This window comes from Corynebacterium sp. Marseille-Q2823 (assembly GCF_903645345.1).
Classification (GTDB): domain Bacteria; phylum Actinomycetota; class Actinomycetes; order Mycobacteriales; family Mycobacteriaceae; genus Corynebacterium; species Corynebacterium hiratae.
Genome location: NZ_CAHJXS010000008.1, coordinates 57,380 through 70,966, shown reverse-complemented (window position 1 = coordinate 70,966; position 13,587 = coordinate 57,380). Strand labels below are relative to the sequence as shown.

Genomic DNA, 13,587 nt, shown 5'->3' with positions numbered 1-13,587 from the left:
TCTTCGCGAAACGCGACTAGCTTCTTCGCTCCCCTAACAACGCGCAACGTCTGCATGCCTCCATCGAGATGCTGGAGGCATCTGACAAAAGGCACCTGGCAAAAGGCATCAGTCAAAAGGCGTTTTCACGGCTAAAACGCCTTTTACTCAGGGCAGATGGCGTTTTTAGACCCAAAGATGCCTTCTACCAGATGCCTTTTGCGAGACACCCTCCTGACTTAGGCCAATGCAGTGCGGAAAAATCCCACCCCACCGCCGAAAACCACCGGTGAGCAGCGCCAAGAATGACGCTGCTCACCCATCCATGACCTAAGTCAACTTTTAGTTGATAACGGCGATGAGGTCGCCGCCCTCCACCTTGGTGGCGGCGCCAATGGCGACGCGCTCGATGGTGCCATCCTTTGTGGCGGAGATGGAGGCTTCCATCTTCATGGCCTCGATGACGGCGATCTGGTCGCCGGCCTTGACCTCGTCACCAGGCTTGGCAGTCGGGTTGACCACGCCAGCGAACGGTGCGGCCACATGGCCATCGTTGGACGGGTCAGCCTTCTCCACGGTGGCGACGGTGGACTCCACGTTGTTGTCACGCACCTTGAGCGGGCGGATCTGACCGTTGACGTTGAGCACCACGTTACGGATGCCCTTCTCGTCCGGCTCACCCATAGCGTCAAGACGCAAGGTGATGGGCTTGAGGTCTGCGCGGTCGTTGGAGCCCTCCGGGAAGTGGTGAACAATGTAGTCCTTGCCTTCTTCCAGACCGTAGAAGAAAACGGTGTCTGTCAGCGCCTCGGTATTGCCGTAGGTGCGGCGGAACTCGTTGAACTCCTCGAATTGCTTCGGGAAGAGCAAGCGGTTAAGGGAGGCGCGGCGCTCGGTGGAATCGTCCGAAGTCAGGTGCTTCTTCTCCTCTTCCGGCACGGGCTTGACGGTGACGTCGCCAGGCGCGCGGCCCTCCAAGACCTTGTCGCGCAGCGGCGGCCAGCCACCCGGAGGCGTACCAAGCTCACCGCGTAGGAAGGCGATGACGGAATCCGGGATGTCGTACTTGGTGGGGTTAGCTTCAAAGTCAGCCGGGTCCACGCCAGCGCCCACGAGGTGCAGGGCGAGGTCACCGACCACTTTGGAGGACGGGGTCACCTTGGTTGGGCGGCCAAGCATCTCATTCACCGCAGCGTAGGTGTCCTCGATGATTTCGAAGCGGTCCTCCAAGCCCAGCGCGGTAGCCTGTGCGCGGAGGTTGGACAGCTGACCACCGGGAATCTCGTGGCGGTAGACGCGGCCGGTCGGGCCAGGAATGCCCTTCTCGAACGGCTGGTAGAGCTGGCGCACTGCCTCCCAGTAGGGCTCCAGGTCAGAGACTGCCTTGAGGGAGATACCAGTATCACGCGAGGAGTTGGAGAACGCCGCGATGATGGCGGACAGCGAAGGCTGAGAGGTAGTACCCGCCAGCGGAGCGGAGGCACCATCCACGATGTCGGCGCCAGAAAGCGCTGCCGCGTAGTAGGTAGCCAGCTGGCCACCCGCGGTGTCGTGCGTGTGCACGTGAACCGGCAAGTCGAATTCCTTGCGCAGCGCCATGACCAGCTTGGATGCGGACTCCGGACGCAGCAGGCCCGCCATGTCCTTAATGGCCAGGACGTGGGCGCCGGTGTTGACAATCTCTTCGGCCAGCTTGAGGTAGTAATCCAGCGTGTAGAGCTTCTCATCCGGAGAGCACATGTCACCGGAGTAGGCCATGGCAACCTCGGCCACGGTGGTGTTGGTCTCCAGGACGGCGTCGATAGCCGGGCGCATCTGGGTGACGTCGTTCAGCGCATCAAAGATGCGGAAGACATCCACGCCGGACTTGGCAGCCTCCTGCACGAAGCCGGTGCACACATCGTTGGAGTACGGCGAGTAGCCCACGGTGTTGCGGCCGCGCAGCAGCATCTGGATGTTCTGGTTCGGCATGGCCTCACGCAGCAGATCCAGGCGGACCCAGGGGTCCTCCTTGAGGAAGCGCATGGCCACGTCGTAGGTGGCGCCACCCCATGCCTCCACGGAATAGAGCTCAGGGGTCATGCGGGCCACGGCTTCCGCCGCGGTGACCAGAGCAGTGCCGCGTACGCGGGTGGCCAGCAGGGACTGGTGAGCATCGCGGAAAGTGGTATCGGTGACCGCCAGAGCGTCCTGCTTGCGGATCTTCTCCGCCCACTTCTTCGGGCCCAGCTCCAGCAAGTCGTCGCGGGAACCGCGCGGCAGCTCGGAGTTAAAGTCCAGATCCGGCAGCTTATCGAAGGGGCGCAGGGTGGTCGGGCGCTCACCGTTCGGCTTGTTGACGGTCACGTCAGCGATGTAGTCGATGATGCGGCCAGATTCATCCACAGCCGGCGGGGCCTTCAGCAGGTCCGGGTGCTCCGGAATGAAGCTGGTGTCCACGCGGGTGTTAACGAAGTCCGGCTCGCGCAGCAGGGCACGCAGGAAGCCGATGTTGGTGGCCACGCCGGCCACGGTGAACTCATTGAGCGCGCGCTGCGCACGGGCCACGGCTTGTTCAAAGTTGACACCGCGGCAGGTCATCTTCACCAGCAGGGAGTCGAAGTTCGGGGAAATCTCCGCACCGACGGCCGTCGCACCGTCGAGACGCACGCCCGCACCACCCGGCGAGCGGTACTGGGTCAGCGTGCCGGTATCCGGGCGGAAGCCGTTAGAGGGGTCCTCAGTGGTGATACGGCACTGCAGCGCCGCGCCGGTGATGTGGATATCCTCCTGCTTCAGGCCCAGTTCCTCCAGGGAGAGGCCCGCGGCAATCTGCATTTGGGACTTCACGATATCCACGCCCGTGACCTCCTCGGTCACGGTGTGCTCGACCTGCACGCGCGGGTTCATCTCGATGAAGACGTGGTTGCCCTTCTCATCCACGAGGAACTCGACGGTACCGGCGCCCTCGTAGTTGATGTGCTCGCAGAATTTCACGGCATCCGCACAGATGCGGTCACGCAGCTCCGGGTCCAGCGTCGGCGCCGGGGCGATCTCCACGACCTTCTGGTGACGGCGCTGCACGGAGCAGTCGCGCTCGTACAGGTGCATGACGTTGCCCTGCGAGTCAGCCAGAATCTGTACCTCAATGTGCTGCGGGCGAATCACCGCGGTCTCGAGGTAAACGTTGCCATCGCCGAAGGCGGCCTCTGCCTCGCGGGAGGCCTCAGCGCACTTGGTTTTCAGCTCCGCCTCATTCTCGATGAAGCGCATACCGCGGCCGCCACCGCCGGCCACTGCTTTCACGAAGACGGGGAACTCAAAGTCCTTGGCGTACTCCGCCAGCTTGTCGACGTCCGTCGAGGGCTTCGAGTCCTTCAACGTAGGCAGCCCTGCTTCCTCCGCTGCGGCCACAGCGGCGGCCTTGTCACCGGTCAAGTCAAGGGTCTCGGCGGTGGGGCCGATGAACTTGATGCCGTTGTCACGGCAGGCGCGGGCCAGATCGGCACGCTCTGAAAGGAAGCCATAACCCGGGTAAATGGCGTCCGCACCGGACTTCTTAGCAGCACGAATAACTTCATCAATGTCGAGGTACGCCTTGACCGGCTGGCCCTCGGTACCGATGCGCACTGCCTCATTGGCGAAAGCACGGTGGAAGGAGTTGCGGTCCTCTTTCGGGTAAATAGCAACCGTCTTCGCACCAACCTCGAAGGCAGCGCGGAAGGCACGCACGGCAATCTCGCCGCGGTTTGCCACCAAGATCTTAGAGAAGGATTTGTGAGCAGTATCAGACACTGGGAGTGATCCTTTCAGATAAGCACAATACGAACTTAAGGATAGTGTCCGAGGCGACAACGCGGGCGGAAATCGACATATAGCTCAACAGAAATTGTTCAGTTTCTCACTAGACTCTCCATGCGCGCCTCTTCGACCCCCAACCCACATCACTTCAGAACCGAAGCCGAAAAAGTACTTTCTTATTAAAAATATATAAACCCCTTGACATGGCCCGTTCCGGTTTCTATCCTTCAATCAGGTTCACAAGAACCAACTTCATCTTTCACCCCAAAGGACTCGCAATGAAGATAAAAAAAATTGGCTATAGGCTGTACTCTCGCCGCTAGCTCTCTCCTCGCCGTTCCGACTGCTCAGGCCGCCGACTGGGAGTGTGGCGGTAACCTCGTGTGCATCTTTGATCATGCAAACTACGGTGGTTTCCTTGGCTCTCGGGGCTCAGGTATTGGTTTGATGAACGTCTCCCGCAACGCAAACGATAAGACTTCGTCGTGGATCAACAACACTTGGTCAAACGCCGCTTGGTATCACGATGCCAACGGGCAAGGCAAATGTCACACCATGACCCAGCAATCCCGCAACAACTACGTCGGTTTCTGGAATAACGACCGTCTGTCGTCGTGGCGAACTAACCGAGGCTGCTAGCCATCCCTTTTCCACACACGCCTCGGTCAATGACCTTGGCGTGTGTCTCTCTGTTGTAAAGAGCTCATGAATACAGTCACCATATCTAGGGTCCACAAATATTTAGGCGAAGGCGCCCAGCGCACGCATGTTCTCAAGGGCGCAAGTCTAGAAGCTGATGAAGGTGAGTTTCTCGGTATTTCGGGAAAGAGCGGCTCCGGTAAAACCACTCTCCTGCGCGCGGTTGCAGGTCTTCTACCTATCGATGAAGGCTCAATCACGGTCTTCGATACCTGTGTATCCACCGCTGCTCCCAAGGAACTACTTGCCTTACGCCGCAACAAAATCGGCTTCGTCCATCAAGACGACCTGTTGATGAATGAACTCACCGCGCTCGAAAATGTCATGCTTGTGCTTGCCGCAGCGGGTGTCGATGAGACGACGGCGCACGATAAGGCTTCCGAGGCATTAGCCCAAGTAGGACTTGCAGAACTCGCTCAACGATTTCCCGCAGAGATGTCGCGCGGCCAGTGCCAAAGAGTAGGAATCGCCCGAGCACTGTCTGGAAACCGGCGAATTCTCTTGGCTGATGAGCCGTCTGCTGCGCTCGATTCTGAAAACTCGCACGGCATTTTTCAACTATTCAAAAAGCTCGCATCAACCGGCACAACCGTGATAGCGACCAGCCACGACCCCATCATGTTGGACTATTGCGGCACGACCTACACGCTGATCGACGGCCAGCTTGGGAAAGCAGCCCCACATGCTCAATGAACTAATCACGAAAGTCGTGCATTCGTCGAAACGGTATCGTTTCGGCGCAGCAGCAATCGCAGTGTGCTTAGGATTATTCGCATTTGCTGTATCGGCTGATCTCTTCATGACATTGTCCCCGCAGCAGAAGGCGCAGTCAGAATTGGGAAACAACGCCGTGCGGGTGGACGTGCCTGTATACACGCGGGCGGGCGTAGTTGAACAGACGCTGCCGCAACTTGATTCCCCAGAGAGGGGCTTTACTACCCAACTCGAGACTTACGATCTCTATATCGATAGCAATCCTTCCACTTCCCTTGTCTACAAGGAGTCTCACTGGGGAGAGCAAGCTCCCGATTTTGGGTTGGCATTGGTTCAGGGCCAGTGGCCTAGCGATCCTGGCGAGGTAGTAGTCACCGAGGACGTGAACCTCAACGTCGGAGAACACACAACTGCATTCAACGGCACTCTACCGCTCCGCATCGTTGGCGTTGTATCGAATTCCTTTCACAGCCAGGAGAAAGCGGTGTACGGCGCATCGGGAACATGGAACACCATCGACGCCGACGCTTATTCCATGACCTCCGCTTCGGTCCGGCCGATTGTTTTCGGTTCCGAAGGAAAGACTCCTGCAGCCCTCACCGAGTTCATTAGGAGTCAGATCGGGGATGCAGACCTCGTCGATCACGCCGCGCTTGACGACGCCTTCTCGACCTCGCTCCTCACCCGAGAAAGCTTGCTCGCAACGCCGCCTTCAGGATTCGCCGATAGCTATTCCTTCTTCTTCGGCTTGTTTGCCGTTGTCATCCCATGTGCATTGATCTTGTTCCTGTGGCGAGTTACCTACCACGTACTTAGCCCGTTGAGCCAGCGGTTTTTCGAGCTAGGAATCTCGCCCTTCCTGTTGTGGAAGTCCAGCACATCCACCCTGCTTCGTTCAGCCCTGGTGTACTCCGTCTTAGGCCTCGTTGTAGGTGCAGGCCTGGCGCAATGCGTGCGCCCTTTCATTTCGGGACTTGCAGGGTTGCCTGATCCTGGAGTCCTCATTCCGTGGAAATGGTTAGTGCTTCTTCTCGCTAGCTCGCTAGCAGCACTCCTGATTGGCGGTGTTGCCACCGCACCGTCGACCCAGCCGCATCCGTTCTGGAAAGACATCCCGCTGCCGGCCCTATCGGCATCATTTTTGCGTTGGAGTGCTATTGCTATTGTCCTTGTGGCCGCACTCTTTACGGTCGCTTCAGCACTGCTGGGGCCAGACGTGTTCGAAACCTGGGCGCCATTGCCAACCGTGGCATTGTGCATCGTCTTTTCTCTTCTTCTCGCACGCTGTCCGCGAACCAGCCGGCCCTACACTCCAGCGGGCGTGGCCCTGAGATTTGCAGAGAAGCACCGGCAGCTTATTGGCACGGGTCTGACGTTGTTGGTCCTGTGCATGGGAACCGCAGTGTTTAGCAGTTCGATGTCAGCCAGCTTCACAGCCAGTGAGAATGACAGTTTGACGTCAACGATCGCCCCAAACCAGGCACACATTTTAGAGAAGACAGATGACGGGCTTTCCACGCGTGCTGAATCCGTTCAGCACGTAGCCACTGTGTTGGGCGTGCCCGCCCCAGTTCGTGTTTCTTATGTCCAAGCCACGCTGGACATGCCCGCGGAGATGTCGGGGACTTTTGGCGTACTGAGCGTCGAATCCGTTCATGACGTAGAGCAACTCTTAGATCGAGAGCTTACTGCCTCGGAAAAAGAAGTCCTCAAGACTGGAGCTTTAGTCCGCGATCACAGATTCATCAACCAAGACCACGTTTCAATCAACACGAGCAAGAGTTCAGACCCCGCATCACTTTCAGCGCTGAGTATGGCCTTCGGGCCACACTGGGAGAAGCTAGCTGGAGGATTTATCCTCGCATCCACGGCGCAAAAACTAGATACACCGGCAGGTAGTACACAATGGGTCTTTACGGGGCTCCAGGAAGACCAAGAAAAGCGCTTTCTCGATAGCGCTGCACAAGCCCATATCCCCCACGAGCTCGTTTTACTGCCGCTGGTTCAAACCTCTTCGACACCGCGGGCATTCTATATCAGCTTGGCAGCCGCGCTGCTCAGCGCGTTAGCTGTAACCTTTGTTTTCTCGCGGCAGCTCGCTCGGGCTACCGAGGCAATCGAGATCACCTTCAAAGTACTAGGCCTCGATTCCTCCTGGCACCTAAGAATCGTTGTGCTCACGACAGTCACACTGGCATGTGCCGCGATCATTACTGGCTGTCTCGCTGGAATCCTCCCACTTGCCGGAATGGTCTACGCAATGGGAGATGGCCTCACCTTTGCCATCGATTGGAAGGCTCTTCTTGTTGCTGTGGGCGCAATAGCATTAGGCGCTGCATGTGGCGTCGGCATGACATGCCTTCGCCACGTGCAGCGCCCGTCGTCAAGCGCAACCGCTAATTAGATCTGCTTCGGCGGAACGGAGCGCTGCTCCTTGCCGTTGTAGGCAGACAGTGGGCGGATGAGGGAGTTGTTCTCGTTCTGCTCCACGATGTGCGCGGTCCAGCCGGTGATGCGGGCCATCACGAAGATCGGGGTGAAGAACTCGATGTCGAAGCCCAGGATGTGGTACGCAGGGCCAGCCGGGAAGTCCAGGTTCGGCTGAATCTTAATGGAGGTGTTCTCGTACATGGTCTTCGCCATGTTTTCGTACATCTCCACCCACTGCTCCTGGCCGTGGTCCTTGGCCAGCTCGCGGAAGGCAGCCTCCATGGTCGGCACACGGGAGTCACCGTTCTTGTAGACGCGGTGGCCGAAGCCCATGACGAGCTCCTTGTTATTGAGCTTGTTCAGGGTCCACTCCTCTGCCTTGGCCGGGTCACCGACTTCAAGGAAGTTCTTCATCACGGCCTCGTTAGCGCCACCGTGCAGCGGGCCCTTGAGAGCGCCGATGGCGGCGGTAACAGCGGAGTAGGTATCGGACATCGTCGAGGTCACCACGCGGGCCGCGAAGGTGGAAGCATTGAAAGAGTGCTCCGCGTAGAGGATGAGGGACTTATCAAAGGCCTCGATATCGGAGCGCGAGAGGGCCGGCGAGCCTTCCTCCTCACCGAAGACCATCCACAGGAAGTTTTCCGCAAAGCCCTTCTTGCGGGAAGGCTCGATGTAGCCCTCACCGCGGCGACGGCGGATGTCGAGTGCGACGATGGTCGGCAGCTTCGCCATAAGCTCCAGCGCGGTACGGCGGATGTGCTCGGAGTCCTTGGTGTACTCCTCCGGATCCTGGGAGCCGATGAAGGAAACTGCGGTACGCAGCACGTCCATCGGGTGGCAGGACTTCGGCATAGAAGTAATCAGGTCAATGAGGTGGCGGTCCAGGTGGCGCAGCGCCTTCTCACGAGCGGAGAAGCGGACCAGCTCATCCTGGGTCGGCAGCTCGCCGTTCCACAGCAGGTAAGCAACCTCCTCGAAGGAGCAGTAGCGGGCCAGCTCCTGCACCGGGTAGCCACGGTAGGTCAGGGAGTTGGTCTCCGGGACAACCTTGGACACGGCGGTCTCGTCGACGACAACGCCGTACAGGCCCTTGCGGATCTCTGGGGTTTCAGACATGGTGTTTTTCTCCTTTTATAGGGGTCTAGATTGAGTTCTAGGCCGTGGGGTTTAGTCAAAGGTGGGCTTGTAGCTGTCCTTGGAGTAGGTGAACACGCTCTGGTCGAAGGCGTTGTACTCGTCGTAGCGCACCAGCTCATACAGGCGGGAGCGGTGCTGCATGCGGTCGAGCCATTCCTCGGATTGCAGGCCGGTTTCCTGCATGTCGCGGAGGAATTCTTCGGTAGCACCCATGGCCACGCGCAGGGTGGATACCGGCCAGATGACGGCGTTATAGCCCAAGCCTTCGATGCGCTTGGCGGAAAGCAGCTCGGTCTTGCCGAACTCCGTCATGTTGGCCAGCAGCGGGGTGTCCACGGCGGCGCGGAACTTTTCGAAGTCCTCCGGCGAGTAGAGGGCCTCGGTGAAGATGAGGTCCGCGCCGGCGTCGGCGTAGGCCTTGGCGCGCTCGATGGCCTCATCGATGCCGTGGATGCCGGCGGCATCGGTGCGGGCACAGATGATGAAATTCTCATCGCGGCGCTCGTTGACGGCGGCGGTAATGCGGCGAACCATGAGATCCGTCGGCACCACTTCCTTGCCATCGAGGTGACCACAGCGTTTCGGGTTGACCTGGTCTTCCAGGTGGCAGCCGGCCAGGCCGGCGTCCTCCAGCGCGGCAACCGTGCGGGCGGCGGACATCGGTTCGCCGAAGCCGGTGTCGGCGTCGACAAGCACCGGCAGGTCCGTGGCGCGGGCGATGTGCCCGGCGCGCTGCGCTACCTCCGTGAGCGTGGTCAGGCCAATATCCGGCAGGCCCAAGTCATTGGCCAGCACCGCGCCGGAGACGTAGACGCCGCCGAAGCCGCCGATGTCCTGGATGAGCCGCGCGGTCAAAGGATTGAAAGCGCCCGGCAGCGTGGTGATTTCCGGTGCGTTCAGCGCCTCGCGGAAGCTCTTGCGCTTGTCGGCATTGCTGATAGTGGAGCCAAATAGGCCAGCCATTTAGAACAGTCCCTTCGGGGTCTCGGGTGCGGTAGCGATGGCCTCGTCGGTGAGGCGAACGTTGAGCTCGTTGAGGTCGGTGAGGTTCTCCAGGTTCTGGGCGGCAGCGAGGAAGCGCTCCTGCTCCTCCTCCGAGACCTTGCCGGCAGCCAGCTTCTTGAACTTGTTGATGTACTCCTCGCGGCCGAAGGGGCGAGCGCCGAGCGGGTGGGCGTCGGCCACCGCGCGCTCATCCTCAATCACGGTGCCGTCCTTGAAGGTGATGACGGCCTTGCCGCCGAAAGCCTTCTCATCCAGGTCGTTGGAGTGGTAGCGGCGGGTCCACTCCGGGTCCTCGACGGTGGAGATCTTGTGCCACAGGTCGATGGTGTCCTGGCGGTGCTTGCGCTCATCGGAGTAGGAGGTCTCGTAGTCCCACTCGCCGTCCTGCAGTGCCACGGCGAAGATGTACATGATGGAGTGATCCAAAGTCTCGCGGGAGGCGTTCGGGTCCATCTTCTGCGGGTCGTTGGCGCCGGTACCGATGACGTAGTGGGTGTGGTGCGAGGTGTGCAGGACGATGGACTCGATGTCCTCGGTCTTCAGTCCCTTCTCCGCGAGCGTCTTCTTAAGTGCAAAGGCCATATCGATCGGGGCCTGCGCCTGGTACTCCGCGGAGTGCTCCTTGGTGTAGGTGTCCAGGATGGCGCGCTTGGGCTCCCCGTCCCCCGGAAGGGGGACGGTGTAGGTGCGCTCCGGGGAGTGGAGCATCCAGGCAATGAAGCCGTCCTCGCCTTCCCAAATCGGGGCTGGGGCGCCCTCGCCGCGCATGGAGCGGTCTACTGCTTCGATGCCCATCTTGCCGGCAAAGGCCGGTGCATAAGCCTTCCAAGAGGAAATGAGACCCTTGCGGGACTGGCGGGTAGCGGTGGTGGTGTGTAGCGCCTGGCCGATGGCCTGGTAGATGGTCTCGACGTCGAGTTTCAGCATGGTGCCGAGGCCCGCGGCGACGGAGGGGCCGAGGTGCGCCACGTGGTCGATCTTCCACTCGTGGAGGCAGATGCCCTTAACCAGGTTGACCTGGATTTCATAGCCGGTAGCCAGGCCGCGGATGAGGTCCTTGCCGGTCAGGCCCTTGTGCTGTGCCACGGCCAGAATCGGCGGGATGTTATCGCCCGGGTGGGAGTAATCGGCGGCGAGGAAGGTGTCGTGGTAGTCCAGCTCGCGCACGGCAGTGCCGTTGGCTAGGGCTGCCCACTCGGCGGAGTATGCGCCGTCCACGCCGAAGATGGTGGCGCCGCCTTCCTGCACCGGGTGGGCCTGCGCAATAACGCGGGCGGAGGTAACCGGGCGGCGCGTTGCGGAAGCGACGGCCACGGAAGCGTTATCGATGATGCGGTTGATGATCATCTCGGTGGTCTCGGCCGGAACCTCGACGGGATCGGCGGCTACCTTGGCGATCTTGTAGGCGAGGTGCTCTTCGATGGGGAAGTTCTCGGCGGACTTGTGGGTACGTACTTCGTGGTTAATCAAAGGGGTTCTCCTCCTGAACAAGAACAACGATTGCGATAGGCATCACACTAACCTCAGCCCGTGCGCCCTGCCACATGTGTAAACTGTGACTATCTGTTGCAGGGATTTGCGTTACTTGCAAAACTTGTGGAATCCCCAGGCAGGAAGGCTTTTTAGGAGGAAACAGACGGTGACCAAGCACTACGCGGGGGCGAGAATCCACGCATTACGCAAGGAACGCCACCTCACGCAAGCCGCCATGGCGAAGCAGCTGGGGCTATCCACCAGCTATCTCAATCAGTTGGAAAATGACCAGCGCCCCCTCACCGTCACCGTCCTCATGCAGCTGACCCAACGCTTCGGCATTGATGCCACCTACTTCGCTGGGGCCCGTGACCTGCGTGCGCTCGCCGCGCTGCGCCAACTCTTCCCTGAAGCCTCCGAAGCCCCCCTTACTGACCCCAGCGGGCGCTTCCCCGACCTTCTGCCCCGGCTTGTCGACGCCGCCGCGCACACCCCCGCCGAACCCGGCCCTTTCGAAGCGGTACGCGACTTCTTTTACGACGCGCACAACTACGTCCACAGTCTCGACATCGCCGCCGAGGAGCTTTCCGATTCGCTCGGGGACCGAGTTCTGCGCCGCGGGCGCTTGGCTTCCGTCCTGCAAGACGAGTTCGGTGTAACGACGCGATTTTCCTCCTCGTCCCCGCGCCGACGCACCTTCCATAACCGGGAGCTGCACCTGCGCGCGGGCCTTACGGAATCCCAGCTGGTTTTTGAGATGGCGCTCCAGTACTGCCTGCTGGCCTACCCGGAGCACTGCGCGGAACTCGTCGCCGAATTACCCGGCGAGGAAGCGCAGACTATTGGCACTCTGGGCCTCGCGCAGTACTTTGCCGCCGCCGTGACCATGCCTTATACCCAGTTCCTCGCCACCGCGGAGGAAACGCGCTATGACATCGACGTCATCGCGACGGCCTTTGGCACTGGTTTCGAAACCACCGCGCAGCGCTTGGCGACGTTACAGCGACCCGGCCTCCAAGGTGTTCCCTTCTCCTTCATCCGCACCGACCGCGCGGGCAATATCTCCAAGCGCCAGTCCTCCACCGCTTTCCACTTCGCCCGCAGCGGCGGCTCCTGCCCATTGTGGGTGGTGCACCGCGCGTTTGAAACGCCCAACCGCATCACGCGCCAGGTGGCCTCGATGCCCGACGACCACACCTACCTGTGGATTGCGCGCTTCGTCCAAGGCCAGGCCCAGGCCTGGGGCACGCCACGCAAGGAATTCGTCGTGGGTTTAGGCTGCGATATCGCACAAGCGGATCGCGTGGTCTACGCGGACGCGCTCAACCTCTCCCCTTCCGAGGCGACCCCCATCGGCCCCGGCTGCGCCGCCTGCCCGCGCCCGGCGTGCCCGCAGCGCGCCTTCCCGCAGGCGGGCCGGCCCGTCAGCCTCGACCTCAATGCCACGCCGGTGACGGCTTACGCCACCTCGTAGTTTTCATACCTTTCGCTTACGCATTCGAACCCGCCACGGCCATGTCCGCAGCGCCTGCCATGATGAACCTTGTTCGGCACCACGCCGAGTTCTCTTCACTCACCTACGCAGGAGGTTCTCTCTCATGTCCAACCCTTATGCAGCTCCCCAGTTCTCCCCGGAGCCAACCCCAGAGCAGGCAGCACCGAAGAAAAAGAAGAAAGGCGGCTGCCTCAAGTGGGGCGCGGGTGCAATCGCGGTATTGGTGCTCGGCAGCGCCGCCCTCAATGCGGGTTCTGACGGCGATGACCCGACCAACACCGCAGCATCGGAGCCAAGCACGAGTATCACGGCCGTCGATATCAACAACGCCGCAGCTGACGTGGAATCCGCCGCAGGCGATACCGGCAGCGATGACAACGCCGTGCCCACAGAGCACAAGAATGCTCTGCGCGCGGCGAAGCGCTATGTGGACTTTTCTGCCTTCTCTGAGGCTAAGCTCTATGACCAGCTCACGAGCGAATACGGCTCGCAATTCTCCCCGGAGGCGGCGCAGTACGCCATGGATCAGCTCGATGTGGATTGGAATGCCGAGGCTCTCGAGTCCGCCGAACACTACGTGGACTTCGCCGCTTTTTCCAAGGCCAAGCTCTATGACCAGCTGACGTCCGAGTACGGAGAGAGGTTCACACCGGAACAGGCACAGTACGCCGTGGACACGGTAAATGCTGATTGGATGGCCGAAGCCGTCGAGGCAGCGGAAAACTACCAGGAGATGATGCCGATGTCCGGCCCGGCGCTGCTCGATCAGCTCACCAGCGAGTACGGCGAGAAGTTCACCATGGAAGAAGCCCAGCATGCCGTGAGCACACTGGGCTTATAAATCCGAGCCGAAGCTAAACCAGAGCCGGGTC

At 60.4% G+C, this 13,587-nt stretch carries 9 protein-coding genes; 5 read left to right on the top strand and 4 right to left on the bottom strand.

The annotated features are described in order from the left end of the window. Positions 1-321 precede the first annotated feature (321 nt). Positions 322-3,753, bottom strand: coding sequence for a pyruvate carboxylase (locus tag HWX44_RS09865; protein WP_175974431.1), 3,432 nt, complete (start codon positions 3,751-3,753; stop codon positions 322-324). Positions 3,754-4,053: 300 nt separating this feature from the next. Here HWX44_RS09865 and HWX44_RS13520 point away from each other — a divergent pair, with 300 nt between their 5' ends. The 3 genes from HWX44_RS13520 (at position 4,054) to HWX44_RS09850 (ending at position 7,576) form a co-directional block, all read left to right on the top strand. After that, a complete protein-coding gene (locus HWX44_RS13520) occupies positions 4,054-4,398 on the top strand; it encodes a peptidase inhibitor family I36 protein (RefSeq protein ID WP_175974430.1) in 345 nt (114 codons plus the stop codon). A gap of 66 nt (positions 4,399-4,464) precedes the next feature. After that, positions 4,465-5,151, top strand: a complete 687-nt coding sequence (locus HWX44_RS09855; protein ID WP_175974428.1) for an ABC transporter ATP-binding protein — start codon at positions 4,465-4,467, stop codon at positions 5,149-5,151. Then, a complete protein-coding gene (locus tag HWX44_RS09850; RefSeq protein ID WP_175974426.1) occupies positions 5,141-7,576 on the top strand; it encodes a hypothetical protein in 2,436 nt (811 codons plus the stop codon). Before HWX44_RS09855 ends, HWX44_RS09850 begins: the two co-directional genes overlap by 11 nt. Here HWX44_RS09850 and HWX44_RS09845 read toward each other — a convergent pair. The 3 genes from HWX44_RS09845 to prpD are packed head-to-tail and all read right to left on the bottom strand — an operon-like array spanning position 7,573 to position 11,217. Then, positions 7,573-8,721, bottom strand: a complete 1,149-nt coding sequence (locus HWX44_RS09845) for a bifunctional 2-methylcitrate synthase/citrate synthase (RefSeq protein ID WP_175974424.1) — start codon at positions 8,719-8,721, stop codon at positions 7,573-7,575. The two genes, HWX44_RS09850 and HWX44_RS09845, sit on opposite strands and share 4 nt — an antisense overlap. 51 nt (positions 8,722-8,772) lie before the next feature. Continuing rightward, positions 8,773-9,705 (bottom strand): methylisocitrate lyase, encoded by a 933-nt coding sequence (gene prpB / locus HWX44_RS09840; RefSeq protein ID WP_046648357.1) that lies wholly within the window; start codon positions 9,703-9,705, stop codon positions 8,773-8,775. After that, the gene (gene prpD / locus HWX44_RS09835; RefSeq protein WP_102234257.1) at positions 9,706-11,217 is read right to left on the bottom strand and encodes a 2-methylcitrate dehydratase PrpD; all 1,512 of its coding nucleotides are present in this window, start codon (positions 11,215-11,217) and stop codon (positions 9,706-9,708) included. It lies immediately after the preceding gene. Between the two features lie 169 nt (positions 11,218-11,386). Here prpD and HWX44_RS09830 point away from each other — a divergent pair, with 169 nt between their 5' ends. Beyond that, positions 11,387-12,694: a short-chain fatty acyl-CoA regulator family protein gene (locus tag HWX44_RS09830; RefSeq protein ID WP_175974422.1), complete on the top strand. Its 1,308-nt coding sequence runs from the start codon at positions 11,387-11,389 to the stop codon at positions 12,692-12,694. Between the two features lie 124 nt (positions 12,695-12,818). Beyond that, positions 12,819-13,556 carry an Ltp family lipoprotein gene (locus HWX44_RS09825; RefSeq protein WP_070754602.1) on the top strand — a complete coding sequence of 246 codons (738 nt, stop codon included), beginning with the start codon at positions 12,819-12,821 and terminating at the stop codon, positions 13,554-13,556. Positions 13,557-13,587 lie beyond the last annotated feature (31 nt).

Coding starts and splice junctions, on each gene's coding strand:
- HWX44_RS09855 (WP_175974428.1), top strand. CDS start 4,465: ATGAATACAGTCACCATATCTAGGGTCCACAAATATTTAGGCGAAGGC.
- HWX44_RS09850 (WP_175974426.1), top strand. CDS start 5,141: ATGCTCAATGAACTAATCACGAAAGTCGTGCATTCGTCGAAACGGTAT.
- HWX44_RS09845 (WP_175974424.1), bottom strand. CDS start 8,721: ATGTCTGAAACCCCAGAGATCCGCAAGGGCCTGTACGGCGTTGTCGTC.
- prpB (WP_046648357.1), bottom strand. CDS start 9,705: ATGGCTGGCCTATTTGGCTCCACTATCAGCAATGCCGACAAGCGCAAG.
- HWX44_RS09825 (WP_070754602.1), top strand. CDS start 12,819: ATGTCCAACCCTTATGCAGCTCCCCAGTTCTCCCCGGAGCCAACCCCA.